Genomic DNA, 26003 nt, shown 5'->3' with positions numbered 1-26003 from the left:
CCTAGAGAATTGGGGAAAACAGCCGAGCGGCTTGCGAGATGAAGCGGGCGAGCGGGTTGCGCTTGGCGACCTCCTCCTTGGTCACCTGCTTGCAGTTGGCGAAATCGGCGAGGAGCATCGCCTCGACGGCATCGACGACCTGCCGGTTCGGCATCCAGACCGTCATCTCGAAGTTGATTGCGAACGACCGGTTGTCGAAATTGACGCTCCCTACGGCCGCGATCCGGTCGTCCATCAGCAGGATCTTCTGGTGCAGGAAGCCCTTTTGGTAACGGTAGATGGCGACGTCGTGTTCCACCATCGCGTCGGCATGGGCGTTGCTCGCCAGCCAGACGATCAGGTGATCGGGCTTGTCCGGCAGCATCACCCGCACGTCGACGCCGCGGAGGATAGCGGCGTAGAGCGCCGTTCGCATGTCGGTGTCGGGCACGAAATAGGGGCTGACGATCCACAGCCGCTCGCGCGCCTGGCCGATGATGTCGCTGAACGCGATGGCGTTGGCCTCGAGTTTGTCCGCCGGCCCCGTCGCCATCACCAAGGCAGAGACGTCACCGACTTCGACCGCATCAGCGGGTGGCACCTCCAGCACTTCTCCCGTCGCCCAGTTCCAGTCCTCTTGAAAGATCAGCGACAGCGACGCGGCCGCCGGCCCCTCCAGCCGCAACTGCGTATCGCGCCAGTGCCCGAATTTTGGATCCTCGCCGAGATACTCAACGCCGATATTGGCGCCCCCGGTCCAGGCGACTGCTCCGTCCACCACCACGTTCTTCCGGTGATTGCGGTAGTTTATCCGCATCGGCCCGAACAGCCGCAGGAACCGGTGTCGGTTGTTGAACCCGTAGGTCTGAATGCCCTCGGCCCACAGCCGATCTCTGAACTCCTTGGAAAGTCCGGTGCTGCCGACATCGTCGTAGAGCATATAGACCTTCACCCCGGCCCGGGCCCGCTCCATCAGCGCCGCCGCAAGGCGCTGGCCCAACTCGTCAGCGCGGATGATGTAGAACTGCACGAAGATGTAGTGCTTCGCCTCAGCGATGCCCTCGAAAATCGAGTCGAACGTCGCCGCGCCGTCGATCAGTAGGTCCGCCTTGTTACCAGCGAGGAACGGCATGCCGGCGGCCCGGCGCTGCACCGGCCACTTGGCCCCCATGTCCCGGTCGACGACCTTCAGGTCCTCACTGCGGATCAAACGGGATTGCCGCACCTGCATGCGCGTCTTCGCATAGCTGTCGAAATGCTTCCACCCGAAGACCAGATAGACCAGCGTGGTGGGGAACGGCAGGAAGAACAGCGACACCAGCCAGGCGATGGAGCCCTGTGAGGTTCGCGAGGCCGAGATTTCGCGCACTGCGCAGATGATCGCCAGCGCATAGAACCCGGCCAGCACCATCGCGATGATCGGGATGCTTTCGACCACGCCCTCGACCACGTCCGTCATATCGACGACTTCGTTCATTGCCGCTCCGCCAGGTCCAGCCGCTACGACCGCCTTAGACTAATATCCGATAGATGCCGAACGGCCAGAGGCCTTTGCGGGTTTCTAGGCCGTTGCGTCCGGAGCCGAACCTCGCGAAACTGGTGCGCGGACCGTTCGCGTCCCGACTTCCCGCCGCCGAAAGATTTGCCCGTGTCGCCGCAACCGCCAATGCTCCGTCAGAATGCCATGACGGGAATTGCGTTCAAGCTGAGCTCGGTCTGCGTGTTCCTCGGCATGTCGAGCCTGCTCAAAGCCTCCGAAGGGGTGCCGGCCGGGCAACTGGTGTTCTTCCGCTCGTTCTTCGCCATCCTGCCGATCATCGTGTATCTGATCTGGAAGGGCGAGCTCGGCGTCGGCATCAAGACCAAACACCCGCTGAGCCACCTGATGCGCGGCCTCGTCGGTACGGGCGGCATGATGACTGGGTTCTTCGCGCTGACCCAGCTGCCGCTCGCCGAGGCCATCACCATCAGCTACGCGACGCCGCTGCTGATCGTCATCTTCAGCGCCGTGTTCTACCACGAGCAAGTCCGCCTCTACCGCTGGAGCGCCGTGCTGGTGGGCCTTGTCGGCGTTATCATCATCATCTGGCCGCGGCTCACGGTGTTCTCCGGTGGCCTTGAGGATATGAGCGGGGCGACGCTCGGCGCCATCTCGGCACTGGTCGCAGCCGGCTTCGCCGCCACCGCGATGGTGCTGGTGCGCAAGCTGGTCGAAACCGAGCGGTCCGCAACGATCGTCCTCTATTTCTCCGTGATGTCGGCGGCTCTCGGCCTGCTGACGCTGCCCTTCGGCTGGGTCATGCCCACTCCCGAGCAGTTCGCCCTGCTGATCGGCGCTGGCATCTTCGGGGGCGTCGGCCAGATCCTACTCACCGAATCCTACCGCCACGCCGACATGTCGGTGGTGGCGCCGTTCGAATACGCCTCGCTGATCCTCTCGGTGCTGATCGGCTACGTGATCTTCCGGGACGTCCCGACCATCGAGATGCTCATCGGCGGCGCCATCGTCGTCGGCTCCGGCCTGTTCATCATCTACCGCGAGCACAAGCTGGGGCTGGAGCGGAAGAAGGCGAGCGAGGTTAGCCCGCCGCAGTAGACTCTCACGCCTTCTGCACGAAGCTCTCAAGCACCTTCTTCGGGCCGGCCTTCTCGAACTCGATCGAGAGCTTGTTGCCCTCGATATTGTTGATCGTGCCGTAGCCGAACTTCAGGTGGAACACCCGCTCGCCGACGGAGTAGGCGGAGCCGCGGCCATTGTCGGTGGAGCGGGCGACGAGGTCGCCGTCGATCGTCACCGGACCGTGTGATTTGCGGGTCGAGGCCTGGGCGCGGGCCCGTTGCCAGCCGGGGGTTTCGTAGAGCGAGTCGAATGGATCGCGAGTGTCGAAGCCGCGACTGGTGCGGCCGCCATAGCCGTAGCCGCCATAGGCGGAGCCGGTGTCCTTCACCTCGACCGCCGAAGCCGGCAGCTCGTCGAGGAAGCGCGACGGGATTGCTGATTGCCATAGGCCATGCGTCAGCCGGTTCTGCGCCACCGAGACGCGCAGGCGCTTGCGGGCGCGGGTGAGGCCGACATAGGCGAGCCGCCGCTCTTCCTCGAGGCCAGCGCGGCCGGATTCGTCGAGCGTGCGCTGGCTCGGGAACAGGCCTTCCTCCCAGCCGGGGAGGAATACGGTGTCGAACTCCAGACCCTTGGCCGAATGCAGCGTCATGATCGAGACGGCGTCGTCGGCCTCGCCGGTGTCGCGGTCCATGACCAGCGAGACGTGCTCGAGAAAGCCGCCGAGCGAGTCGAACTCCTGCATGGAGTTGACCAGTTCCTTGAGGTTCTCGAGCCGCCCCTCGGCCTCTGCCGATTTGTCGTTCTGCCACATCTCGGTATAGCCGGACTCGTCCAGCACCTGCCGGGCGAGGTCGGCATGCGAGGTGTGACGCCGCACGATACCGGGCGGGCCGTCATCGTCGTCCGGTTCGATATCCTCGGGCGGCGTCGCCTTGGCGCGCTGCGACCAGTCGTCGAACTGCTCGATCAGCTGCCGCAGCGTCGTACGCTGCTTCGGCTTCAGCTCCTCGGTCTGCACCAGCATGCGGACCGTGCCAACCAGCGAGGTGCCTTGGTGCCGTGCCGCGTCGTAGAGCAGTTTCAGCGTCGAATCCCCGAGCCCGCGCTTGGGCACGTTGACGATGCGCTCGAAGGCGAGATCGTCGTTAGGGTTCCACACCAGCCGCAGATAGGCCAGCGCGTCGCGGATTTCCTTGCGCTCATAGAAGCGCGGGCCGCCGATGACGCGGTAGTTCAGCCCCAGCGTGATGAAGCGCTCTTCAAAGGCGCGCATCTGGTGCGAGGCGCGGACGAGGATGGCGATCGAGTTCAGCGCATCGCCCTTGCGCTGGAACTGCTCGATCTCCTCGCCGACCTGCCGCGCTTCCTCGTCGCTGTCCCACACCGAGGTGACGGTGACCAGTTCGCCCGGCTCGCCGACATCGGTCTGCAGGGTCTTGCCCAGCCGGCTCTCGTTGTTGGCGATGAGCGTCGACGCGGCCTTGAGGATGTTGGAGGTGGAGCGGTAGTTGCGCTCGAGCCGGATCACTTTGGCGCCCGGAAAGTCCTTCTCGAAGCGGAGGATGTTGTCCACCTCGGCGCCGCGCCAGCCATAGATCGACTGGTCGTCGTCGCCGACGACGCATAGGTTCGCCTCCGACGCGGGCTTCCCCTGGGCCAGCAGCCGCAGCCACAAATACTGGGCCGTGTTGCTGTCCTGGTACTCGTCCACGAGCATGTACTTGAACCGGCGGTGGTACTCCGCCAGCACGTCCGGGTGCTCCTTGAACAGCTTGATGTTGAGCAGCAGCAGGTCGCCGAAGTCGGTCGCATTGAGCGTCGCAAGCCGCGCTTGGTAGTCGCGGTAGAGATTGGGCAGCCGGCCATTGGCGAAGCCCAGGAGCTCGGCCTTCGGCACATCGTCAGGCAACCAGCCGCGGTTCTTCCAGCCATCGAGCATTCCGGCGAATACGCGTGCCGGCCAGCGCTTCTCGTCGATGTTCTCGGCTTCGAGCAGCTGCTTGATCAGCCGGATCTGGTCGTCGGTATCGAGGATGGTGAAATCGGAGCGGAGGTTCACCAGTTCGGCATGCCGGCGCAGGATACGGGCGCCGATCGAGTGGAAGGTGCCGAGCCACGGCATGCCCTCGACGGCGGAGCCGGCGATTTTGCCGATCCGTTCCTTCATCTCGCGGGCGGCCTTGTTGGTGAAGGTCACCGACAGGATTTCCGACGGCCAGGCGCGCTTGGTAGTGAGAATGTGGGCGATGCGGGTCGTCAGCACGCGCGTCTTGCCCGTGCCGGCGCCGGCGAGCACCAGCAGCGGCCCGTCGGTGGTCAGCACGGCTTCGCGCTGCTCTTCGTTGAGGCCCTTCAGATAGTCAGGCGCGCCTGCTCCCCGGCCGAATTGGCTGGTGATCGAGCCCGCCTGGGGGCGGTCGAGGCGCTGCGGTTCGGCTGGCATATGGGATTGACGAATCCTGTTTCGTTCTCATCGGCGAATATAGGGAGTGCGACCGCCGATGTATATGCGCGGGGACCGTCACAGAACCGTCACGCCGCTGTCATGTGGCCGTTGTGCGGCGTGCCTAAGTCGAAGCCCTCTTTTCAGGGGGACTTCATGCACACCAAATCCATTCTTCTCGGTCTCACGACGGCTCTGCTCGCCAGTTCGGCCTTTGCCGCGCCGGTCTTTAACCGCATTGCCAGCTTCCCGGTCGAGCTCAATGCTCCCGACGCCAAGGCGACCTCGTCGGAAATCATCACCGCCTCCGAGGATGGCCTGACGCTGGTCTACTCCGATAGCCCGAACGGCGGCATCGGCTTCATCGACATCACCGACCCCAAGGCGCCGAAGCCGGCCGGCTACCTGAAGCTCGAAGGCGAGCCGACCTCGGTGACCATCGTCGGCGACAAGGTCTACGTCGCGCTCAACACCCGCAAGGATTTTGTCGACGTCTCGGGCCAGCTCGTCGTCATCGACCTGAAGTCGCACGAAATTCTCGAGACCGTCGAACTCGGCGGCCAGCCCGACTCGATCGCCCATAACGAAGCCGGCACGCTCCTTGCCATCGCCATCGAGAACGAGCGCAACGAAGAGGTCAACGACGCCGCCATCCCGCAGGCGCCGTCGGGATATCTCGTGCTGCTGTCGATCACCGACGGCAAGCTCGATGCAGCTTCGCTGAAGAAGGTCGAAATCACCGGCCTCGCCGCCATCGCCCCCGAGGATGCCGAAGTCGAGTACGTCAACTTCAACAGCGCCGACCAGGTCGCCGTGACGCTGCAGGAGAACAACGAGGTCGTCATCGTCGACGGCAAGACCGGTACGGTCGCTGGCCACTTCCCCGCTGGCCAGGTCGATGTCGCAGGCATCGACACCAAGAACGACGGCAAGCTCGATTTCACGTCGAAGAAGGATGGCCTGCTGCGCGAGCCGGACGCCGTGAAGTGGCTCGACGACAACCGTCTCGTCACCGCCAACGAAGGCGACTGGAATGGCGGCAGCCGGGGCTTCACCATCTTCAACAAGGATGGCACTGTCGCCTGGGACTCGGGCGACCTGCTCGATAGCGACGCCGCCCGCATGGGCCACTACCCTGACTTCCGCAACAAGAAGGGCGTCGAGGCCGAGGGCATCGAGATCGCCAAGTTCGGCGATGACACCCTGATCTTCGTCGCCGAGGAACGCTCGTCGCTCGTCGCCATCTTCAAGGACGCCGGCGCCGGCGTCGCGCCGGAGCACCTGCAGACCATCGCTTCGGGCATCGGTCCGGAGGGTTCGGTGGCGATCCCGTCGCGTAACCTCTTTGTTACCGCCAACGAGAACGACTTCCGCGAAGACGGCCTCGCCGGCTCGCATGTCATGATCTACGAGCGCGCCGAGGGCGTGCCGGCCTATCCGCAGATCGTCTCGGACAATGATGCCGACGGCAACCCGATCGGCTGGGCCGCTCTCTCCGGCGCCGTCGCCGATGCCGACAAGCCGGGCACGCTCTACGCAGTGTCCGACAGCGTGCTCTACGGCGCTCCGGCGATCTACACCATCGACGCCACGCAGACGCCGGCAAGGATCACGGCCAAGACCGTCATCACTCGCAAGGGCGAGCCGGCCCAGAAGATCGACCTCGAAGGCATCACCCAGGACGGCGAAGGCGGCTTCTGGCTGGCCAACGAAGGCGACTCGGCCAAGCTCGTGCCGCATGCTCTGCTCCACGTCGACGCCGAAGGCGAGATCATTGCCGAGGTCGGCTTCCCGGTCGAACTGCTCGCCGGTCAGACCCGCTTCGGCTCCGAAGGTGTCGCCAGGATCGGCGATACGCTATGGGTTGCCGTGCAGCGCGAATGGGGTGACGACGAGAAAGGCTCGGTGAAGCTCCTCGCCTACAACACCGAGGCCAAGGAATGGGGCGCGGTGCGCTACCCGCTCGAGGCTCCGGCCGAAGGCGCCTGGGTCGGCCTCAGCGAAATCACCGTCCACGGCGACTACGCCTACATCGTCGAGCGCGACAACCAGGCTTCGCTCAAGGCCCAGCTCAAGGCGGTCTACCGCGTGCCGCTCGCGCAGCTGGTTCCGGCCAAGCTCGGCGAGGAGCTGCCGGTCGTCACCAAGGAACTGGTCCGCGACCTGGTCCCCGACCTCAAGGCCCAGAACGGCTACGTCGCCGACAAGGTGGAAAGCCTCGCCATCGACAGCGAAGGCACCGCCTACGTCATCACCGACAATGACGGCATCGACGACAGCTCGGGCGAAACCTACTTCTGGACCTTCAAGGTCGAGTAAGGGCAGGGCGCCTGCAAGGAAGATAGGGGCCGGTTCCGAAAGGGGCCGACCCTTTCGAATGTCTGTCTGGTGCAACGCCTGATGACCCTCACACCTACGGGGTCATTCCGGCGAAGGCCGGAATCCATCACGAGATGCCTCCACCTCCACAGCGGCAGAAAAACTACGCTTAGGCCGGGGGCACCGGGAATGTTGGAAAATCTCATCCCCCCACCATCCGCCCCATCGTAATCTCCTCCCGTCCAGTCACGGGCGGCGGTCGCGACGAACGAACGGTGAGTGGACATCGGGAGCCATGGCAGTCGTGCCATGGCGGGTTTGTGGGACCGACAACCGACCACCCATCCGGGCTCCGATGCAGTAATGCAGACGAGAGGTGCGATGGGGGCACGCTCCTTGGATTCCACCGATCCTACTCATCCCGATCTGGATCGGCGCGGCGACGGCCGTTTCATTTGCGGACTAACCGCGTGGCCCAAAACCGCGCCGGTCCCCGTCCATCTCGAAAACCGATGGCGTCAGCCAGTCGGGTGCTTCGGCTTGCCATAATTCGCTCGCCGTGACACAACCCGCGCCAGCGAAAACCGGGGAGCGCTCCACATGACGAGACTGGTCGGTTTCTATCCCGGCTCGTTTGATCCGCTCACCAACGGCCACCTCGATGTCATCGAGCGCGCCTGCAAGCTGGTCGACAAGCTGGTGATCGCCGTCGGTACCCACCACTCCAAGAAGCCGCTGTTCAGCCACGAGGATCGCGTCGCGCTGCTGAAGGCCGTGCTTGAACCGGTGGGCAAACGCACCGAGACCGAGTTCGAGTTCGTCGACTTCTCCGGCCTGATGGTCACGGCGGCCCGCGCGGCCGGCGCCAAGCTCATCATCCGCGGTCTTCGCGACACCACCGACTACAATTTCGAGATGCAAATGGTGGGCATGAATGCCCAGATGGCGCCCGACCTGCAGACGGTCTTCCTGCCATCGAGCCCGCATGTCCGCCACATCTCGGCCACGCTCGTGCGTCAGATCGCCGAGCTCGGAGGCGATATCAGCGCCTTTGTCCCCCCCATTGTTCTGAAGGCATTGAAGAAATAATGGCCGATCCCATCAAGCGCGCCGGCATCATCCTCGGCATCGTTCTCGCGGTCGTGGCCGCCTTCCTTGCGGTCTCCATGGTCGCCCCCTCCGCCGCCCATGCCCAGTCGGGTACGCCGCACTGGATACTCGAACTGAAGGACGGCATCGTCGACATCGAGCTGCTGCCCGCCAAGGCGCCCAAGCATGTCGAGCGCATCGTCGAGCTGACCAACGAAGGCTTCTACAACGGCATCGTCTTCCACCGCGTCATCGAAGGCTTCATGGCCCAGTCCGGTGACCCGACGGGCACTGGCACCGGCGGCTCGGACAAGCCCGACGTCGTCGCCGAGTTCAACGACACCTCGTTCGGCCGTGGCGCCGTGGGCGCCGCCCGCACCAATGATCCCAACACCTTCAATTCGCAGTTCTTCATCTGCTTCCAGGACTGCACGTTCCTCAACGGCCAGTACACCGTCTTCGGCCAGGTCGTGTCGGGCATGGAAGCTGTCGACAAGATCACCCGGGGCGAGCCGCCGGCCAACCCCGACAAGATCATTTCCGCCAAGATCGAATACAAATAAGGAGGCCACAACATTGGCTTACGCTGATCCCGAGAACACCCTCGTCATCGAGACCACCAAGGGGCCGGTTGTCATCGCCCTGCGTCCGGACCTCGCGCCGAACCACGTCACCCACATCAAGAAGCTGGCGCGCGAAGGTTTCTACGACGGCATCGTCTTCCACCGCGTGATCGATGGTTTCATGGCCCAGACCGGTGATCCGAACGGTACCGGCACCGGCGGTTCGAGCTACCCGAACCTGAAGCAGGAATTCAACGCCGAGCCGCACGTCCGCGGCACCGTGTCGATGGCCCGCTCGCAGAACCCGGACAGCGCCAATTCGCAGTTCTTCATCTGCTTCGCCGACGCCCGCTTCCTCGACCGCCAGTACACTGTCTGGGGCAAGGTCATCGAAGGCATGGAAAACGTCGACAAGATCAAGCGCGGCGAGCCCGTGCGCGATCCCGACAAGATGATCACCGTCAAGGTCGCCGCCGACATCGCCGAATGATCAAGCGGGCCGCAATCGCCGCCGTCGGCCTTTGCGGCCTCGCCACGCCGTCGCTTGCGACGGAGTGGATCAACTGCGCCTCGCCCGATGGCGGGGCCAGCTTTGATATACTTGTCGGCACGACCGACGTCCTCTCCGTCGCCGGCATGACCATCACGGTCGGCGACCAGGTGTGGGCCACCGACCCGGCTTACGGGCCCGGTGACCCGGTCATCGTTGGCCAGGGCTTCGAGGATGCCGAAACCGTGCGCATCGACGCGGTCGATCCCGGCGTCACCACCCGCATCGCCGAACTGCGCCTGTTCAAGGCCACAGAGGGCGAAGCCATCGCGATCTACGGCGGCACGCTCCGCATCCCCGGCCACGGCGCCTGGTCCGTGAGCTGCACCGGTCCCTGATGCGCGTCGACGAATTCGATTTCGATCTCCCCAACGAGAGTATCGCGCTGCACCCGGCCGAGCCGCGTGACTCCGCCCGTATGCTCATCGTCCGGCAGGGCGAACCGCTCGAGGACGGCCATGTCCGCGACCTGCTGAAGGTCCTCCGCGCCGGCGACGTCCTTGTCGTCAATGATACCCGCGTGCTCCCGGCCGAACTGGTTGGCCAGCGCATCCGCGGCGATCTGCGCGCCAATGTCAGCTTCAATCTGCACAAGCGCGTCGATGCCCACACCTGGCGCGCCTTTGCCCGCCCGGCGAAGAAGCTCCATCTGCTCGATCGGCTCGAACTGGGCGACAATGGCTCGATCGCGGCAACTGTCACCGGCAAGGGCGATACCGGCGAAATCACGCTCGAGTTCGACCTGGGCGGAGCGATCCTGGACGAAGCCATCAAGGCGCACGGCGCCATGCCGCTGCCGCCCTATATCGAGGCCAAGCGCCATACCGAGGAACGCGACAAGACGGACTACCAGACCATCTACGCTGCGCACGACGGCGCGGTGGCAGCTCCTACGGCCGGCCTGCACTTCACCGAGGGCCTGCTGCAGCAGCTGACCGAACTCGGCGTCACTATCGAGCGCGTCACTCTGCACGTGGGGGCAGGGACCTTCCTGCCGGTGAAGGTGGACGACACCGACGATCACGTCATGCACGCCGAGTGGGGCGATATCCCCGCCGCCGTGGTGGAGCGCATCCTCGCCGCCAAGGCCAAGGGAGGCAGGGTGGTGGCGGTCGGAACGACGAGTCTGCGCCTGCTCGAAACCGCCGCGCGGGCGACGGGCACGCTGCAGCCCTTCATCGGCGACACCGACATCTTCATCACCCCCGGCTACCGCTTCAACGCGGTGGACATCCTGATGACCAACTTCCACCTGCCGCGCTCAACCCTGTTCATGCTGGTCAGCGCCTTCGCCGGGCTGGAGACGATGCGCGCCGCTTATGCGCATGCGATCGGGAACGGATACCGGTTCTATTCCTACGGCGACTCCAGTCTGCTGTTCCGGAGGGACTAACGTCCCCGTATTCGGCCGATCCCAAAAGGCATAATGTTCGGCCCGTGAAGGAAATCCATTCCTTCGAGAGGGAGAGCGTAAGATGTCCAAATACATTCTGCTGCTCAACTGGACCGAGCAGGGCGTGAAGAACATCAAGGAATCGGCGAACCGCTACGATGCAGCCAAGGAACTGGCGAAAAAGTCCGGCTGCACGATGGAGTCGATCCATATGACTTTCGGTGCCTATGATCTGGTCGTCATGCTCGACGCCCCGAACGACGAAGCCGCCGCGATCTTCAACCTGCGGGTGACGTCGGGCGGCGCGGTGCGGGGCACGACGCTCAAGGCGTTCCCCGAGGCCGAGTATCGCAAGATTATTGCCGGCGTCTGATCAGCCGGGCAGGGTGACAGGAGCCGCGGGGCCAGCTAATAGCCGCGCATGAAATCCGATTACTCCTTCACCCTCCTCGCCACCGACGGCATGGCGCGTGCCGGTCGCATTGATACCTGGCGCGGCGAGGTCAATACCCCCGCCTTCATGCCGGTAGGCACGGTCGGCACCGTCAAGGCGATGTATCCCGAGCAGGTGCGCGATACCGGCGCGGATATCCTGCTCGGCAACACCTACCACCTGATGCTGCGCCCGGGCGCCGAACGCGTCGCGGCGCTGGGTGGGTTGCATGACTTCATGGACTGGCAGCGCCCGATCCTCACGGACTCGGGCGGGTTTCAGGTCATGTCTCTGGCACAACTCCGGAAGTTGACCGAGAAAGGCGTCAAGTTTCGGTCGCACATTGACGGGTCGGCCCACGAACTGACCCCCGAGCGCTCGATCGAGATCCAGACGCTGCTCGACAGCGACATCATCATGCAGCTCGACGAGTGCATCCCGCTCCCCTCCGAGTACAAGGAGATGGAGCGGGCGATGGAGCTGTCGCTGCGCTGGGCCCAGCGTTCAAAGGATGCCTTCGGCAACCAGCCCTACCGCTCGCTGCACGGCATCGTGCAGGGCGGCGACAATGCCGAGTTGCGTGGACGTTCTGCTGCGGGCCTGAAGTCGATTGGCTTCAACGGCTACTCGATCGGTGGCCTTGCCGTCGGTGAGCCGCAGGAGACGATGTTCCGCGTCCTTTCTGAGATCACGCCGGAACTCCCCACCGACAAGCCGCGCTACCTGATGGGCGTCGGCAAGCCCGACGACATCCTCGGGGGCATCGAACGCGGCGTCGACATGTTCGACTGCGTGCACCCGACCCGGGCCGGGCGGCATGGGCACGCCTACTCCCGCTTCGGTGTCATCAACCTGAAGAACGCCCGGCATAAGGACGATCCGCGCCCGCTCGACGAGCAGTCGCCCAACCCGAACTGCCGCCGCTTCAGCCGCGCCTACCTGCATCACCTGATCCGCACCGAGGAAATGCTGGGCGCGATGATCCTCAGCCAGATCAACCTCCACTACTACCAGCAGCTCTGCATAGGTGCCCGTCAGGCGATCGAGGCTGGTACCTTCGCCGATTATGCGGCACAAACCCGAGCAACATGGGCCGCGGGCGACCTTCCGCCTGTCTGAGCCAGCATCAGGAGTCAGCGTCATGGCCTCTAGCCGCAAATCCCTCCTCAACCCGCTGATGAAGGCCAGGAAGCGCCTCGACGAGACGACGATGCGCGAGCTGTTCGCGGCGGACCCGAGCCGGTTCAAGACCTTTTCGGCCAAGGCCGGCGACCTGCTGCTCGACTATTCGAAGAACCGCATCGACGCAAAGACGATGGAGGCGCTGTTCGACATCGCCCGCGCCGCCGGCGTCGAGGAGCGTCGCGACGCGATGTGGAAGGGCGAGCACATCAACTCGACCGAGGACCGCGCGGTGCAGCACATGGCGCTGCGCTACTTAGGCGACAAGAAGGTCGTGGTCGACGGCAAGGACGTGATGCCCGACGTGCGCGGCGTGCTCGCGGCGATGAAGGCCTTTTCCGACCAGATCCGCGACGGCTCGATCAAGGGTGCGACGGGCGAGACGTTCACCGACATCGTCAACATCGGCATCGGCGGCTCCGACCTCGGACCGGTGATGGTGACACTGGCGCTCGAGCCCTACACCCGCAAAGACCTGCGCGCCCACTACGTCAGCAACGTCGACGGCGCCCATATCCACGATACGCTGAAGACGCTCGACCCCAAGCGCACCCTGTTCATCGTCGCATCCAAGACCTTCACTACCGACGAGACCATGACCAACGCGGCCACGGCCCGCGCCTGGATCGCCGACGCGCTGGGCGAGGCGGCGGTGACCGACCATTTCGCCGCGCTCTCGACCAACCTCAAGGCTTGTGCCGATTTCGGCATCAAGTCCGATCGCATCTTCGGCTTCTGGGACTGGGTTGGCGGCCGCTACTCGGTCTGGTCGGCCATCGGCCTGCCGGTGGCGATCACCGTGGGCTACGACAATTTCGAGGCGTTCCTGCGTGGCGCCTACGAGATGGACCAGCACTTCCTCAAGACCAAACTCGAGAAGAACCTGCCAGTCATCATGGCGCTGATCGGTATCTGGTACCGCAATGCCTGGGGCTTCTCGACCCACGCCGTGCTGCCCTATGACCAGCGGCTTTCCCGTTTCGCCGCTTACCTGCAGCAGCAGGACATGGAGAGCAATGGCAAGTCGGTGAACCTTGCCGGCAAGCCCGTCGACTACAACACCGGCCCGATCATCTGGGGCGAGCCCGGCACCAACGGCCAGCACGCCTTCTACCAGTTGATCCACCAGGGTACCGACGTGATCCCAGTCGATTTCCTCGTCGCCGCCCAGCCGCATGAAGCCCTGCCGCCGCACCACGACAAGCTGGTCGCCAACGTTTTCGCCCAGTCCGAGGCGCTGATGCTGGGCAAGACCAAGGACGAGGTGGTGGCCGAGCTGACTGCGCAGGGCGTCGACAAGGCCAAGATCAAGCCGCTGACGCCGCACAAGGTGTTCCCGGGCAACCGCCCATCCAACACCCTGATCTACCCCAAACTGACCCCCGAGCGCCTCGGCAGCCTCGTGGCGCTCTACGAGCACAAGGTGTTCGTGCAGGGCACCATCTGGGGCGTGAACTCCTACGACCAGTGGGGCGTCGAGCTCGGCAAACAGCTCGCCAAGGCGCTGCTGCCCAAGGTGCAGGGCACCGAGAAGGCAGACGGCCACGACAGCTCCACTAAGGGGCTTGTCGAGGCCTACCTGAAACTCAAATGAGCGAGGCGGTGGCGGAGCCGTCCTACAAGTCGCCGCCGGTCGACGTCGACATCGCGAGGCTCGCCGCAGTGTTCGGCGAGCTTGGTCTCGGGGTGCCGACGGCGGTGACTGAGCTTATCGGCGGCGGTGCGCGCTCGTTCCGCATCGAACGTACCGACGGCGCGCCGCTGGTGCTCAAGGCGTTCAAAGATGCCTTTCCCTACGCGACCGGCAAAGAAGTCTATGCCTCGCAGCTGCTGCGCGACCTCGATGTGCCGATGGCTCGCTTCCTCGCCTCGGACGAGACCCGCACCCGGATGCCGTTCCGCTACACCATCGCGAACTACCTGCCTGGCAGGCAGGTGATGACCTTCAAGGACGAGCCGGACGTTGGCGACCTCTACCGGCAAATGGGCACGATGCTGCGCAAGCTGCACTCCGTGCCGGCGCCCGGCGGCTATGGCGCCTTCGGCGAGCAGGGCGTGGTCGACCCGTCGGCGACCCATAGCGAATACCTCGACCGGCGCTTTGCCTACAGCATCAGCCGGTTCCGCCACTTTGGCGGCGGCGAGGCGCTGGCGCAACGGCTGGAAGCTATCTTCGCAGCCCATGCCGATGTCATCGCCGAAAGCCGCGGCGCCGTCTTCGCCCACGACGATTTCCAGCCGCACAACGTGCTGGGCGAGCGTGATGCAGCGGGGCGGCTGCAGCTGACCGGGCTGCTCGACTATGGCAATGCCCGGGCCTCGGACGCCGTATGCGACCTCGCCAAGGCGCTATTCTGCTCCGAGCACGACGCGCCGGGCTCGACCCCGCATATCCGTGACGGCTACGGCTCGATCGATCATTCGGATCCCGAAGGGGCGCTCTGGATCTACACACTGGTCCACCGCGTCACCATGTGGATGTGGCTGCGGCATACCGGCTTCGTTTGCGACGGCGAGCACAACCCGCTGATCGACGACCTTGAAGCCATGGCAGAAGCCGGGACTTACACGACTTGACCATCACCACCGAAGCCGAACTCGAACGTCTCAAGGCCATCGGCCGCATCTGCGCCGTGGCCCGCGACGCCATGGCTGCGGCACTTCGGCCGGGGATCACCACGCTCGAGCTCGACGATATCGGCCGCCGCATCCTCGATGAGAACGGCGCGCGTTCGGCGCCCGAGATCACCTACGACTTCCCCGGAGCGACCTGCATCTCGGTCAACGAGGAGATCGCGCACGGCATCCCGGGCAGCCGGGTGATCAAGGCGGGCGACCTCGTCAATATCGACGTTTCGGCTGAACTCAACGGCGTGTTCGCCGATACCGGTGCGTCGTTCGTCGTGCCCGAGGCTAACCCGAAGCTGGTGACGTTGTGCCGGGACGGCAAGCGGGCGATGTGGGAGGGGATCCGGGTCGTTCGCTCGGGCGCGCCGCTCGCTGGCATCGGCAACGCCATCGGCGCCTTTGCCAAGAAGCACCGCTACACGCTGATCGAGAACCTCGCCAGCCACGGCGTCGGCGATAGCCTGCACGACGAGCCGGGGGAGATTTCTACCTGGCCTGATCGTGGCGAGCGGCGAGTGATCACCGATGGATTGGTGTTCACCGTCGAGCCGTTCCTGTCGCTGGGCGGGCGCATGGCCGAGCAGGCGACCGAGGACGATGAATGGACGCTCGTCGCCAGCCCGCCGGCGCCCTGCGTGCAGTACGAGCACACGATCGTTGCGACGCGTCGTGGCGCGATTGTGGTGACTGCGGCATGAGCATGGCGCCGCGCTGAACGAATTCTGAGCAGCCGGTTCCAAACGCGTTCAATTTCAGTGGGCTAGGGTGGTGCCAACGCTGCAGATGCAGCACTGACCAACCCAGGAAACGCTGAAATGACCGTAATCAACCTCATCCGGCAGACCAGCCGCGCCGCGGTCCTTGCCGTCGTCCTCGCCGGCACCGCGCTGAGCGCGGTTCCCGCCCAGGCTGCCCCGCCGAACCTCAACGGCGGCTTCTCGCTCGACGTCAAGCCGCAAGGCGGCGACCAGAAGCAGCTGCAGCAGTACAAAAAGAAGCAGTTCGGCCCGAACGACTTCTTCAACTGGTGCCTGACCGACAAGCAGATCCGCAAGGGCCTGATCAACTACGGCTTCGACGATGTCGATATCGTCGCTCACCTCAGCAAGAACCGTGTCCGCGTCGAGGCCTCGTACGGCAACTGGTACTACTCGATGCGCATCCACCGCTGCTCGGGTGTCGTCGACCGGATCAAGAAGCTCTACCCGGTCTGGGAAGACGAGGACTATGAAGACGACGATTGGTACTGAGTGACCGATCCTGGCAGGGGCCTCGTGCCCCTGCCTAGATGTTGGTGCGCCGGAACAGCCACCACGGCAGGGCGCGCACGACCAGCATGATCAACCACCAGTGACGTGGCGCGTATTGCACCGGGCCGCCCCGGTCGGCGGCCGAACGCACGATCCGCGCTACCCCGTCGGCCGATGCCAGCCGGCGTCCCGGTGGACCGCCGGCCGTCATCGCGGTGGCGGTAGGCCCCGGCTTCACCACCACGGCTCGTAGCGGCGTCCCGGCGAAGCGGTGGGCGATCCCCTCGACCAGCGTTTCGATCCCGGCCTTAGTCGACGCATAGATGAAGTTGCGGCGCCGCCCGCGGTCGCCTGCGACCGAGCCCAGCACCACCAGTGAACCGTGCCCCTGCGCCTCCAGCAGGTTGGCGGCGGCGAGTGCCCACAGGGCCGTGGAGATGTAGTTGGTCTCCATCATCGAGCGGGCAACCGACAGGTCGGCAGCAGCGGCAGGCTGGGGCGGCATGATCGCGTAGGCGATGTGGATGTGATCGGCGGTGCCGAGCAGTCCGGCAATCTGTGTGAGCTCAGTCGCTGGATCAGCGTTCGCGAGATCGAGGACTACGGAGCGGCACTCACTTGCTCCCAGCGACAGCATTTCCGCCTCGAGCTTTGCGAGCCGGTCCGCATCCCGCCCGACCAGCACCAACCGCGCCTCCTCGGCCGCGTAGATCCGCGCTGTGGCAGCCGCTATTCCCGAAGTCGCGCCGAGAATGACAACCCGCAATCCTTCTCCAGCCATCCCCGAGCCCGCGATTCTGTTCCGTAGCGCACACTGCACCATTGCAGACGGCGGTCAAAAGATGGCGATTGGCGTTCTCGTTGCCACATTTGAAGGAGGGGCGGTAGCGCCGCGGACGGGGAAGAGGCTCGTCTGCCGTTTCGTTGGCCAGTGCGGGAAACCGGAAAAACCGCAATGTTCCCCGTACCCGTCGCGTCCGGTTGACACGCGGCGCTACTGAAAAGAAACGGCGGGGGCGCCCTTCGGTTGCACAGATCGGTAGAACTCTACCCATCGCGTTTCCGCCAAAATGCAGCCGCTCCCGAGCCACACTGGCCCCCTAGCGTCATACCAACCTACACGCAGCGATCGGGGGGCAATCCGATGACTGCCATCAAGAAGCGGCGCCGGCCCGTCGTCGGTGCTGAGACCTCAGAAGCCCTGCAGCGCGAGAAAGCGCTGTTCATGGCCCGCAACGGCAAGCGTTGCAGCCACCTGCTCGTGCGCTTCGAACCGGACGAGAAGGCGAACCATCTCGTCATCACGGCCGCATTCGCGTTCGATGAGAACCGCGTCTGGCACCAGGTCGACGCCATCGTTTCCGCTGACGAACTTCACCGCGAAGCCGGGCCCGATCGTGGCCTGATAACCGCCTTCGGCCAGCTCGATGACGGCATAAGCGCGGCGCGTATCGCCCGCCTGTTCGCGCCGCTGTCGATCGCCCAGCGCCTCGCGGCCGGACGCGCCTGATTTCTCCTGCAACCGAGGGTGGCCGCCGATCTGGCCGGGGAGCAATGCTATGAAGACCTGCTGGTTCATCGTCATCGAAAGCATGGGCGAGTGGTGGGTGGATTGCGAAGGCAAGGCCTATGGCCCCTTCGAAAGCCGCGAGGATGCCGAGGCGGAAGCCAAGTACATCGCCCTCACCTATGGCGACGAGACGCGCCGGTCACAGGTGTTTGCCGCCGAAGAGAACGGCGCGCACCGGCTGATCTGGTCTGGTCCGGTCCCCGCAAGCTAAGCTTGGTCGCGGCCAAAGTCCTTGCCCGAGCCGACGCGCCGCGCGAGGGCGGTGAAGGACAGCGCCTTGCCGTCGGCGACGGTGGCGTTGGCCATGCGCAGCAGCCGGGCCGGGAAGGCGAGGGCGTCGCGCTCGGCGGGCCGGAGGTTCTCCATGGACCGGTAGTCGGTCAGAGCGGTGTCCTCGGCCGCCCGCATGGCGTCGTCGACCTCCTGACGTGACATGATGCCCTTAGCGATCAGCGTCTCGTGGATGGCGGCGATGGCGAGGTAGAGGCCTTCCAGCTGCAGATTGGCGGAGTTCATCGGCGTCCTCCCTGATTGGCGCTATGCTGCGCCCACGCTCGCCGAATGAACAGCGAAAAGCACGCAGGGTTCCCGCGTAACTTTGTCGTTCCGATTGGTGAGAGTGGTACGCCCGGATGGATTCGAACCATCGACCATCCGATTAAAAGTCGGATGCTCTACCACTGAGCTACGGGCGCCCGGAGCGGGATCAGGAAAAGTTGCAGACTCTTCCGGTTCGATCCCGTGACAACTCGAACTGAGCCGCTTGGCGGATCGGCGCGGAACATAGGCATTCGGACCCCGCTGTCAATTGCAATCGGCGGGCGCCGGGCTCGGCTCAGTTCAGGAGCGGCATCGGCTCGCCCGCATATGCGGTCGGCTCGCACGCAATTCCTGCCTCGGCCATGCGGGCACAGAGCTCGATGGCGGAGGCTTTGTCGACCAGCGGACCGGCGACCAACACCTTGCCGTCGTTGCCATCTGCGTCGGCGAGGACCGGCGACAGCCCGACCAGCATGGTGCCGACCTGCGCCAGCATTTCCTGCCATTGCGCTTCCGCCGCATCGGGCATCACCGGGACGCCGAGAGCGATGCCCGCGGACGGGCCGGGGGAGGCGATCGGGGCGGGCATCGTGCCCGTCAGCGGTACGACCGCGAGCTTCACTTCGTCCGAACCGGGAATGAGCGGCCGCTGCTGCACGGCGACGGTGCCGCCATCGGCCTCAAAGGTCAGGACCTTGCCCTGGCCGATCGAGCCGGTCGGCATGGGATCGATGCTGGCCGGCGTCCGGGACTGTACCTGCTCGATCAGCTTGGGTACGCTGACCTCGAGCGCGCCGACGCGTTTGGTAACGGAACCAGCGGCTTCCTCGCCCATGTTGAATCGTTGCACGAGCTGGCTGGTGTCGCGCTGCAGCCTGATCGTGTCCTCTTCGAGGGTGCTGACCTGGGCCCGGAGCTGGTTCAGCGTCGAACCCTCGAGGCGCGAGGCGTGGAGGGCGCCGTAAACACTGGCCGGGATCACGCCGGAAAGGTTCGCCCCCAGAATCGCCACCGCCCAAGTGCCGAGCGCTATGATGCCCCATAGGGTGACATCCGCCGCGCGGAAGTGGTCCACTGCCTTTGCCAAAAGTCCGGTCCTCAAAGGCCTTACGAATCAGGCCGATGGAGAAGTTTACCACTCCGTAACCGCGTTATCGGATTCCCAACAACTTGCTGCCACACTAGCTGGGGAAACGAAGACCCCACCAGAGGGCCTCTCATGACTGAACTGCTGTCGATCATCCTGGCCGCGGGCGAAGGTACCCGCATGCGTTCGGCTAGGCCGAAGGTGCTGCACGAGGTTGGCGGGCTGGCCATTGTCGGCCATGTGGTCAACGCGGCGGTGTCAGCCGGATCGACCAGGGTAGCCGTGGTCACCGGACCAGGCCACGAGGCGGTACGCGAGACCATCGGTACTTTCGCGCCCGAAGTCAGCTTCTTCGAGCAGTTGGAACGCAAGGGCACAGGCCATGCGGCGTCGATGGCAAGGCCGGCATTCGCCAACGCCGAGGGCTATGTCGCCGTCATCTACGGCGACCACCCGCTGCTGCGCCCCGAGAATTTCCGCGGTGTGCTCGATCGGCTGGATGCCGGCTGGGACGCGGCGATCCTTGGCTTCGAGCCTCCCGATACGCTGACCTATGGGCGGCTGATCACCGATGGCGAGCGGCTGCTCGCTATCCGCGAGCACAAGGACGCGACACCGGAAGAACGCCTGATCGGGCTCTGCAATGCCTGCATTCTGACTTTCCGCGCTGAGGTGTTCCGCGCACTGATCGACAAACTCGATGCGGACAACGCTGCGGGAGAATACTACCTTACCGACCTGGTCGAACTCGCCAACGACGCCGGCTACAACGTCAGCTACGCCGTTGCACCGGAAGTGGACGTGATGGGCGTCAACGACCGCGCGCAACTCGCCCGTGCCGAAGCACAGTTCCAGGAGTTGCGCCGCGACGACTTCTTGAAGGCCGGTGTGACGCTGAAGGACCCGTCGTCGGTGTATTTCAGCTACGACACCGAAATCGGCCGCGACGTGACCATTTTCCCAAACGTGGTGTTCGGGCCGGGTGTGAAGATCGCCGACGGCGTCGAGGTCCGCGCATTCTGCGATATCGAAGACGTGAAGATCGGGGAGGGGGCGACTATCGGGCCTTTTGCCCGTATTCGCGGCGGCGCCGAACTGGGCAAGGATGTGCACCTTGGCAACTTCGTCGAGGTGAAGAAATCAAAGCTCGGCGACGGCGTGAAGGCCGGGCACCTGAGCTACCTCGGCGACGCCGAGATCGGCGCCCGTACGAATATCGGCGCAGGCACGATCACTTCGAACTATGATGGGGTGAACAAGTCTAAGACCATCATAGGCGAGGACGTATTCATCGGCTCGCACACATCGCTGGTAGCGCCAGTGACAGTGGGCGATCGCGCCTATACGGCTTCGGGCAGCACCATAAACAGGAATGTCGAACCTGAGGCGATGGCAATCGGCCGTAGCCGCCAGGAGAACAAGCCAGGCTATGCGCCCAAGCTGAAGGCGCGCGCTCAGGCCATCAAGAATGCAAAGTCGGGCAAGTAGGAGCCTCGCATGTGCGGCATCGTCGGGATTATCGGAACTGAACCGGTCGCGCCGCGCCTCGTCGACGCGCTGAAGCGGCTCGAGTATCGCGGCTATGACAGCGCCGGCGTGGCTACGCTGGAAAGCGGCCAGATCAATCGCCGCCGCGCCGAGGGCAAGCTCGGCAATCTCGCTCAGAAGCTGAGCTTCGAGCCGCTCGCCGGCAACATCGGCATTGGTCACACGCGCTGGGCGACACACGGGGCGCCGACCGAAGGCAATGCCCACCCACACGCGACGGAGAAGGTCGCGGTGGTCCATAACGGCATCATCGAGAATTTCCGGGAGTTGCTGGCCGACCTCGCCACGGACGGCTACCTGCCCAAGACGCAAACCGACACCGAGTCCGTGGCGCTGTGGGTGACGCGTGAGCTCGATCGCGGCCTCGACCCCGAGATGGCGGTCGCCCGCACGCTGAAGTCGCTGCGTGGTGCCTTCGCCCTGGCCTTCATGTTCAAGGGTGAGGACACGCTGCTGATTGCCGCCCGCTCCGGCGCACCGCTCGCCATCGGTTACGGCGCGACCGAGATGTATCTCGGCTCCGATGCCATGGCACTCGCGCCCTTCACCTCACGGCTGAGCTACCTGCTCGACGGCGACTGGGCGGTGATGACCAAGAATGGCGTCACTATCCGCGACGGCTCCGACGCCATCGTCCAGCGTGAACTGCTGGTCTCCAACGCTTCGGCGCTTCTGGTCGACAAGGGCAACCACCGCCACTTCATGGCCAAGGAGATTTACGAGCAGCCCGAGACCATTTCGCACACACTCAGCCACTACGTGGACATGGGTACCGAGAAGGTGGCGTTGCGCGAAACGCTGCCGTTCGACTTCGCCAACCTGTCGCGGCTGACGATCTCGGCCTGCGGCACGGCCTCGTATGCCGGCATCGTGGCCAAATACTGGTTCGAGCGTTACGCCCGCCTGCCGGTCGATGTCGATGTGGCCTCGGAGTTCCGCTACCGCGAGCCGCCGCTGGAAGCCAATGGGCTGAGCCTGTTCATATCGCAATCCGGTGAGACCGCCGATACGCTGGCTGCCCTGCGCTACTGCGCTCGGGAGGGCCAGCACGTCGTTTCGCTGCTGAATTCACCTGAGAGCACGATGGCTCGCGAGAGCCAGGTGGTTTTCCCGACGCTATGCGGTCCAGAGATCGGCGTTGCCTCGACCAAGGCGTTTACGGCCCAGTTGACAGCGCTCGCCAGCCTCGCCATCGCGGCGGGCGTGGCGCGCGGCAAGATCACGCCGGAGGCCGAGTCCGAACTGGTCCGCAGCCTCACGGCACTGCCATCGGCGGTTTCCGCCGCCCTGGCGCTGGAAGGGCAGATCGAGGAAATCGCCAAGCGGCTCTCGAAGGCCAAGGATGTGCTCTATCTCGGCCGTGGGCAGATGTTCCCGATCGCCATGGAAGGCGCACTGAAGCTGAAGGAGATCAGCTACATCCACGCTGAAGCTTATGCAGCAGGCGAGCTGAAGCACGGCCCGATCGCGTTGGTGGACGAGTTGATGCCTGTGATCGTCGTCGCGCCGTCCGACGAGCTGATGGAAAAGACGCTCTCCAACATGCAGGAAGTCGCGGCGCGCGGCGGCAAGATCATCCTGATCACCGACGAAGAGGGCGCGCGGGTGGCCGGGCACGGCGTCGGCGACATTCTCGTGCTGCCGAAGGTCTCGAGCTTCGTGGCGCCGATCCTCGCCACCATCCCGGTGCAGCTGCTCGCCTATCATACCGCCACCTTCATGGGCACGGACGTGGACCAGCCGCGTAACCTCGCCAAGAGCGTGACGGTTGAATAAGCCGTTCTTCGAGCACGAGGGTGAGCTGAACGTCTTCGGCGGGCGGCTCGAACTCTGCTCGATGAACCCGCTCACCGGCTTCTTCCGCAACGGCAACTGCATCACTGGCCCGCTCGACGAGGGGCGGCATACGGTCTGCGCCGTGATGACCGATGCGTTCCTCGCGTTCTCGAAGTCGCGCGGCAACGACCTGTCGACGCCGATGCCGGAATACGCGTTTCCCGGACTGAAGGCCGGCGACCGCTGGTGTCTCGTGGCGCTGCGATGGGTCGAGGCGCTGGAGGCCGGGATGGCGCCGCAGGTCGTGCTCAAGTGCACGCACCAATCGGTGCTGAAGTATGTCGAGATCGACGTGCTGAAGAAGTATGCGGTGGACTAGTCCTCTATCAGACGCCTGCCCAGGCTCAGGGAGTCGTGGCGCTCGTAGCCGAGGCGGTCGTAGAACTTCACCACGGCGTCGTTCTCACCGCGCACCAGCAGGTTGATCTTGGGGCGGCCGATCGCCGCGAGGCGACGTTCGAGTTCGGCGAGGATCGCTGCGCCGAAACCCTTGCCGGCATGCGCTTCGGCTGCGGCCAGGTAGTAGACCGAGCCGCGGTGGCCGTCATAGCCGCCCATTGCCGTTGCAACGATCGCGCCGTCCAACTCGCCGACGAGGAACAGCTCTGGCTGCACGGCGAGCTTGCGCTCGATGTCCTTGAGCGGGTCGTTCCACGGGCGGGTGAGGCCGCGGGCCTGCCAAAGGGCGATGACCGCGTCAGTGTCGCGGCGTTCGAAGGGGCGGATTAGCATGGAGGTCAGCCGGCTCGGAGGAGGGGAATCGCAAGGTCCTTGCGGAACAGGTACAGCAGGATGCGAAGCGCGTCGCCCTCCGGGCCGGTGAGCCCTGGATTGCGGGCTAGCGCTGCCTTGGCGTCGTCATGCGCCCACTCGAGCAGGTGACGGTGCACGTCAGGAACGGCGAGATGGTAGCCGGGCATGCCGGATTGGCGGGTGCCCAGCACATCGCCCTGGCCACGCAGCTCGAGATCCTTCTCGGCAATCTCGAACCCGTCCTCGGTGCGCTTGATGGTATCGAGGCGAGCCTGGGCGGTCTCGCTCAGCGGCTCCTTGTACAGCAGCAGGCAGGCCGAGCGCTGGGTGCCGCGTCCGACACGGCCGCGGAGCTGGTGCAACTGGGCAAGGCCGAAGCGCTCGGCATGCTCGATGATCATGATGGTGGCGTTAGGCACGTCGACGCCGACTTCGATGACTGTAGTGGCGACGAGCACCTTGGCCTCGTTGCGCTGGAAGCGGTCCATCGCGTCCTGCTTGGCCGCCGCGCTCATACGGCCGTGGATGAGGACGACCTGGTCGCCGAACACCTTCTTGAGCTCGGCGAAGCGATCTTCGGCGGCGACGACTTCCAGCGTCTCGCTCTCCTCGACCAGCGGGCAGACCCAGAAGGCCTGCGCGCCTTCGTCGATGCGCGCTTTGAGGCGCTGCACGACGCGGGCATATTCGGCGATGGAGGTGACGGCGGTGTCGATCGGCTGTCGGCCGCGCGGTTTCTCGCGGAGGATCGAGACTGCCATGTCGCCGAAATGCGTGAGGACGAGGGTGCGCGGGATCGGCGTCGCAGTCATGACGAGGAGATCGGCATGCGAGCCCTTCTCGCTGAGCGCAAGGCGCTGGTGGACGCCGAACCGATGCTGCTCGTCGACGACGGTGAGGCCGAGGTTGTGGAAGTCGACGCCCGATTGGAATAGAGCGTGGGTGCCGACCGCGATGTGGCTTTCGCCGGTGCGAAGCCGCTCGATTGCCGCGCGACGGTCGCCGGCGGGCATCTTGCCGGTCAGCAGCTCGATGCCGAGGCCGGCTTTGACGCAGATCGGCGCCAGCGAGCGGTAGTGCTGGGCGGCCAGCAACTCGGTCGGTGCCATCATGGCGGACTGCGCGCCGCTCTCGGCGACAGCTGCCATCGCCACAAGCGCAACGACCGTTTTGCCCGCGCCCACATCACCTTGCACTAGCCGCGACATGCGTTCTGGGGCAGCGAGATCTTTGCGAATGTCCTCCACCGCAAGACGCTGGCCTTCGGTCAGGGTGTAGGGCAGGGCGGCGGTCACCGCGGCGGTGATTTCGCCGGTGAAGCTCCGGGGGATGCCGCGGGGGGCGACGAGCTGGGAGCGGACGATCAGCAGCGCCAGCTGGCCGGCGAGATACTCGTCATAGGCGAGGCGCATCCGGTTCTTCGACCAGAGCTGTGCATCGTCGGGAGCCTCGGGCACGTGCGATGCGGTCATCGCGGTGTGGAAAGTTGGCCAGCCGAACTCGGCGATGCGCTCGGCTGGCATCCATTCGGGGAGCTGAGGCAGGCTTTCCAGCACCTGCCGGGTGAGCTTGATCAGGGCGCGGGAGCTGAGGCCGTGGGTGAGCGGGTAGACCGGCTCGACCAGCGGCATATCCTCGAACTTGTCGACCTCGACGACATAGTCCGGATGGGTGATCTGCTTTTCGCCCTGGAAGAAACCGATCGTGCCCGAGACGTACCGCGTCTCGCCGACGGGCAGGAGCTTTTCCACCCAGCCGCCCTGGGCGCGGAAGTAAACGAGTTGAATCTCGCCGGTCTCGTCATGCGCGAACACGCGATGCGGCACATGCGGCCGGCCGCGCGGGGGCGGCTGGTGCCGGTCGATGTGGAGTTTCAGCGTCGCGATATTGTTGTGCACGGCGTTGGCGATGCCATCCATGCGCCGGCGATCGACGACGCCGGTCGGCATGTGCATCAGCAAGTCGAGCGCGATGGCTTCCTGCCCCTCCGGCGCACCGAAGAATCGCGTCAGCAACGCGCTGAGCTGCGGCCCCACGCCCTTGATGGAGTGCAGCGAACGAAACAGCGGATCGAGGATGGACGGGCGGGACAAGTTCTGCTGCGTGCGGATGGCGATGAAGCATGAGGTGAGGCCGCACGGGTCCCCGGGTCAAGCCCGGGGATGACGGTGTGCGTTGCGGCACCGAGGCATACAGGTGACACGCGGAACTCAAGCGCGTAAACAGCCTGTCCACATCCCCCGAGACGACCCCGTCATGGCCCTTCAAAAAGATGCC

The 26003-nt window shown here is 64.8% G+C and carries 25 protein-coding genes and 1 tRNA gene; 18 read left to right on the top strand and 8 right to left on the bottom strand.

All coding sequences use genetic code 11. The annotated features are described in order from the left end of the window. Position 1: 1 nt before the first annotated feature. The gene (gene cls / locus ACOYW5_RS04795; protein WP_423068118.1) at positions 2 to 1456 is read right to left on the bottom strand and encodes a cardiolipin synthase; all 1455 of its coding nucleotides are present in this window, start codon (positions 1454 to 1456) and stop codon (positions 2 to 4) included. 189 nt (positions 1457 to 1645) lie between these two features. Between cls and ACOYW5_RS04790 the strand changes: the two genes are divergently transcribed. Continuing rightward, positions 1646 to 2575, top strand: coding sequence for a DMT family transporter (locus ACOYW5_RS04790; RefSeq protein WP_423068117.1), 930 nt, complete (start codon positions 1646 to 1648; stop codon positions 2573 to 2575). 4 nt (positions 2576 to 2579) lie between these two features. On the opposite strand, the gene ACOYW5_RS04785 is transcribed toward ACOYW5_RS04790, so the two are convergent. Further along, entirely contained in the window at positions 2580 to 4985 is a 2406-nt protein-coding gene (locus ACOYW5_RS04785; RefSeq protein ID WP_423068116.1) for an ATP-dependent helicase, read from the bottom strand. A gap of 156 nt (positions 4986 to 5141) precedes the next feature. Here ACOYW5_RS04785 and ACOYW5_RS04780 point away from each other — a divergent pair, with 156 nt between their 5' ends. From ACOYW5_RS04780 to ACOYW5_RS04725, 12 genes are all read left to right on the top strand, one after another. Further along, positions 5142 to 7304 (top strand): esterase-like activity of phytase family protein, encoded by a 2163-nt coding sequence (locus ACOYW5_RS04780; RefSeq protein ID WP_423068115.1) that lies wholly within the window; start codon positions 5142 to 5144, stop codon positions 7302 to 7304. Between the two features lie 600 nt (positions 7305 to 7904). Further along, entirely contained in the window at positions 7905 to 8393 is a 489-nt protein-coding gene (gene coaD, locus ACOYW5_RS04775; protein WP_423068114.1) for a pantetheine-phosphate adenylyltransferase, read from the top strand. After that, positions 8393 to 8956: a peptidylprolyl isomerase gene (locus ACOYW5_RS04770; RefSeq protein WP_423068113.1), complete on the top strand. Its 564-nt coding sequence runs from the start codon at positions 8393 to 8395 to the stop codon at positions 8954 to 8956. Before coaD ends, ACOYW5_RS04770 begins: the two co-directional genes overlap by 1 nt. 13 nt (positions 8957 to 8969) lie before the next feature. After that, positions 8970 to 9446 carry a peptidylprolyl isomerase gene (locus ACOYW5_RS04765; RefSeq protein ID WP_423068112.1) on the top strand — a complete coding sequence of 159 codons (477 nt, stop codon included), beginning with the start codon at positions 8970 to 8972 and terminating at the stop codon, positions 9444 to 9446. Next, on the top strand, positions 9443 to 9844 hold the full coding sequence (locus tag ACOYW5_RS04760; protein WP_423068111.1) for a hypothetical protein: 402 nt from the start codon (positions 9443 to 9445) through the stop codon (positions 9842 to 9844). Before ACOYW5_RS04765 ends, ACOYW5_RS04760 begins: the two co-directional genes overlap by 4 nt. After that, positions 9844 to 10899, top strand: coding sequence for a tRNA preQ1(34) S-adenosylmethionine ribosyltransferase-isomerase QueA (gene queA / locus ACOYW5_RS04755; protein WP_423068110.1), 1056 nt, complete (start codon positions 9844 to 9846; stop codon positions 10897 to 10899). Before ACOYW5_RS04760 ends, queA begins: the two co-directional genes overlap by 1 nt. An 82-nt stretch (positions 10900 to 10981) precedes the next feature. After that, on the top strand, positions 10982 to 11272 hold the full coding sequence (locus tag ACOYW5_RS04750; protein WP_423068109.1) for a GYD domain-containing protein: 291 nt from the start codon (positions 10982 to 10984) through the stop codon (positions 11270 to 11272). A gap of 48 nt (positions 11273 to 11320) precedes the next feature. Then, positions 11321 to 12451: a tRNA guanosine(34) transglycosylase Tgt gene (gene tgt, locus ACOYW5_RS04745; protein WP_423068108.1), complete on the top strand. Its 1131-nt coding sequence runs from the start codon at positions 11321 to 11323 to the stop codon at positions 12449 to 12451. A gap of 22 nt (positions 12452 to 12473) precedes the next feature. Next, positions 12474 to 14108 (top strand): glucose-6-phosphate isomerase, encoded by a 1635-nt coding sequence (gene pgi / locus ACOYW5_RS04740; RefSeq protein ID WP_423068107.1) that lies wholly within the window; start codon positions 12474 to 12476, stop codon positions 14106 to 14108. Continuing rightward, positions 14105 to 15091 carry a phosphotransferase family protein gene (locus tag ACOYW5_RS04735; RefSeq protein ID WP_423068106.1) on the top strand — a complete coding sequence of 329 codons (987 nt, stop codon included), beginning with the start codon at positions 14105 to 14107 and terminating at the stop codon, positions 15089 to 15091. The genes pgi and ACOYW5_RS04735 overlap by 4 nt, the downstream gene beginning before the upstream one ends. Then, a complete protein-coding gene (map, locus tag ACOYW5_RS04730) occupies positions 15088 to 15840 on the top strand; it encodes a type I methionyl aminopeptidase (RefSeq protein ID WP_423068105.1) in 753 nt (250 codons plus the stop codon). The genes ACOYW5_RS04735 and map overlap by 4 nt, the downstream gene beginning before the upstream one ends. A 117-nt stretch (positions 15841 to 15957) precedes the next feature. Continuing rightward, complete coding sequence (locus ACOYW5_RS04725; RefSeq protein ID WP_423068104.1) at positions 15958 to 16392, top strand: hypothetical protein; 435 nt, start codon at positions 15958 to 15960, stop codon at positions 16390 to 16392. Between the two features lie 34 nt (positions 16393 to 16426). Here the strand turns inward: ACOYW5_RS04725 and ACOYW5_RS04720 are convergent, their stop codons facing one another. Further along, a complete protein-coding gene (locus ACOYW5_RS04720; protein WP_423068103.1) occupies positions 16427 to 17158 on the bottom strand; it encodes an SDR family NAD(P)-dependent oxidoreductase in 732 nt (243 codons plus the stop codon). A 378-nt stretch (positions 17159 to 17536) separates the two neighbouring features. Here ACOYW5_RS04720 and ACOYW5_RS04715 point away from each other — a divergent pair, with 378 nt between their 5' ends. After that, a complete protein-coding gene (locus ACOYW5_RS04715; protein ID WP_423068102.1) occupies positions 17537 to 17902 on the top strand; it encodes a hypothetical protein in 366 nt (121 codons plus the stop codon). Positions 17903 to 17951: 49 nt separating this feature from the next. Continuing rightward, the gene (locus ACOYW5_RS04710) at positions 17952 to 18173 is read left to right on the top strand and encodes a hypothetical protein (protein WP_423068101.1); all 222 of its coding nucleotides are present in this window, start codon (positions 17952 to 17954) and stop codon (positions 18171 to 18173) included. Here ACOYW5_RS04710 and ACOYW5_RS04705 read toward each other — a convergent pair. The 3 genes from ACOYW5_RS04705 to ACOYW5_RS04695 form a co-directional block, all read right to left on the bottom strand. Next, positions 18170 to 18478 carry a hypothetical protein gene (locus ACOYW5_RS04705; protein ID WP_423068100.1) on the bottom strand — a complete coding sequence of 103 codons (309 nt, stop codon included), beginning with the start codon at positions 18476 to 18478 and terminating at the stop codon, positions 18170 to 18172. The genes ACOYW5_RS04710 and ACOYW5_RS04705 overlap by 4 nt on opposite strands. Before the next feature lie 104 nt (positions 18479 to 18582). After that, positions 18583 to 18657 (bottom strand) — tRNA-Lys (locus ACOYW5_RS04700). A gap of 140 nt (positions 18658 to 18797) precedes the next feature. Beyond that, on the bottom strand, positions 18798 to 19589 hold the full coding sequence (locus ACOYW5_RS04695) for a hypothetical protein (RefSeq protein ID WP_423068099.1): 792 nt from the start codon (positions 19587 to 19589) through the stop codon (positions 18798 to 18800). A gap of 132 nt (positions 19590 to 19721) precedes the next feature. Here ACOYW5_RS04695 and glmU point away from each other — a divergent pair, with 132 nt between their 5' ends. From glmU to ACOYW5_RS04680, 3 genes are read left to right on the top strand one after another with little or no spacing between them, the layout of a single operon-like run. After that, positions 19722 to 21077 carry a bifunctional UDP-N-acetylglucosamine diphosphorylase/glucosamine-1-phosphate N-acetyltransferase GlmU gene (gene glmU / locus ACOYW5_RS04690; RefSeq protein WP_423068098.1) on the top strand — a complete coding sequence of 452 codons (1356 nt, stop codon included), beginning with the start codon at positions 19722 to 19724 and terminating at the stop codon, positions 21075 to 21077. Between the two features lie 9 nt (positions 21078 to 21086). Next, on the top strand, positions 21087 to 22913 hold the full coding sequence (gene glmS / locus ACOYW5_RS04685; RefSeq protein WP_423068097.1) for a glutamine--fructose-6-phosphate transaminase (isomerizing): 1827 nt from the start codon (positions 21087 to 21089) through the stop codon (positions 22911 to 22913). Further along, on the top strand, positions 22906 to 23292 hold the full coding sequence (locus tag ACOYW5_RS04680) for a DUF2237 family protein (RefSeq protein WP_423068096.1): 387 nt from the start codon (positions 22906 to 22908) through the stop codon (positions 23290 to 23292). The genes glmS and ACOYW5_RS04680 overlap by 8 nt, the downstream gene beginning before the upstream one ends. Here the strand turns inward: ACOYW5_RS04680 and ACOYW5_RS04675 are convergent. Further along, entirely contained in the window at positions 23289 to 23705 is a 417-nt protein-coding gene (locus ACOYW5_RS04675; RefSeq protein ID WP_423068095.1) for a GNAT family acetyltransferase, read from the bottom strand. The two genes, ACOYW5_RS04680 and ACOYW5_RS04675, sit on opposite strands and share 4 nt — an antisense overlap. Positions 23706 to 23710: 5 nt before the next feature. After that, complete coding sequence (gene recG, locus ACOYW5_RS04670) at positions 23711 to 25819, bottom strand: ATP-dependent DNA helicase RecG (protein WP_423068094.1); 2109 nt, start codon at positions 25817 to 25819, stop codon at positions 23711 to 23713. Positions 25820 to 26003 lie beyond the last annotated feature (184 nt).

Origin of the sequence: Devosia sp. CN2-171, from assembly GCF_049354815.1 — a bacterium.
Taxonomy (GTDB): Bacteria; Pseudomonadota; Alphaproteobacteria; order Rhizobiales; family Devosiaceae; genus Devosia_A.
Note: the sequence above shows the minus strand (reverse complement) of the source record. Positions and strands in the feature narration are given on the sequence as shown.

Coding starts and splice junctions, on each gene's coding strand:
- cls (WP_423068118.1), bottom strand. CDS start 1,456: ATGAACGAAGTCGTCGATATGACGGACGTGGTCGAGGGCGTGGTCGAA.
- ACOYW5_RS04790 (WP_423068117.1), top strand. CDS start 1,646: ATGCTCCGTCAGAATGCCATGACGGGAATTGCGTTCAAGCTGAGCTCG.
- ACOYW5_RS04785 (WP_423068116.1), bottom strand. CDS start 4,985: ATGCCAGCCGAACCGCAGCGCCTCGACCGCCCCCAGGCGGGCTCGATC.
- ACOYW5_RS04780 (WP_423068115.1), top strand. CDS start 5,142: ATGCACACCAAATCCATTCTTCTCGGTCTCACGACGGCTCTGCTCGCC.
- coaD (WP_423068114.1), top strand. CDS start 7,905: ATGACGAGACTGGTCGGTTTCTATCCCGGCTCGTTTGATCCGCTCACC.
- ACOYW5_RS04770 (WP_423068113.1), top strand. CDS start 8,393: ATGGCCGATCCCATCAAGCGCGCCGGCATCATCCTCGGCATCGTTCTC.
- ACOYW5_RS04760 (WP_423068111.1), top strand. CDS start 9,443: ATGATCAAGCGGGCCGCAATCGCCGCCGTCGGCCTTTGCGGCCTCGCC.
- queA (WP_423068110.1), top strand. CDS start 9,844: ATGCGCGTCGACGAATTCGATTTCGATCTCCCCAACGAGAGTATCGCG.
- ACOYW5_RS04750 (WP_423068109.1), top strand. CDS start 10,982: ATGTCCAAATACATTCTGCTGCTCAACTGGACCGAGCAGGGCGTGAAG.
- tgt (WP_423068108.1), top strand. CDS start 11,321: ATGAAATCCGATTACTCCTTCACCCTCCTCGCCACCGACGGCATGGCG.
- pgi (WP_423068107.1), top strand. CDS start 12,474: ATGGCCTCTAGCCGCAAATCCCTCCTCAACCCGCTGATGAAGGCCAGG.
- ACOYW5_RS04735 (WP_423068106.1), top strand. CDS start 14,105: ATGAGCGAGGCGGTGGCGGAGCCGTCCTACAAGTCGCCGCCGGTCGAC.
- ACOYW5_RS04725 (WP_423068104.1), top strand. CDS start 15,958: ATGACCGTAATCAACCTCATCCGGCAGACCAGCCGCGCCGCGGTCCTT.
- ACOYW5_RS04715 (WP_423068102.1), top strand. CDS start 17,537: ATGACTGCCATCAAGAAGCGGCGCCGGCCCGTCGTCGGTGCTGAGACC.
- ACOYW5_RS04710 (WP_423068101.1), top strand. CDS start 17,952: ATGAAGACCTGCTGGTTCATCGTCATCGAAAGCATGGGCGAGTGGTGG.
- ACOYW5_RS04705 (WP_423068100.1), bottom strand. CDS start 18,478: ATGAACTCCGCCAATCTGCAGCTGGAAGGCCTCTACCTCGCCATCGCC.
- glmU (WP_423068098.1), top strand. CDS start 19,722: ATGACTGAACTGCTGTCGATCATCCTGGCCGCGGGCGAAGGTACCCGC.
- glmS (WP_423068097.1), top strand. CDS start 21,087: ATGTGCGGCATCGTCGGGATTATCGGAACTGAACCGGTCGCGCCGCGC.
- ACOYW5_RS04675 (WP_423068095.1), bottom strand. CDS start 23,705: ATGCTAATCCGCCCCTTCGAACGCCGCGACACTGACGCGGTCATCGCC.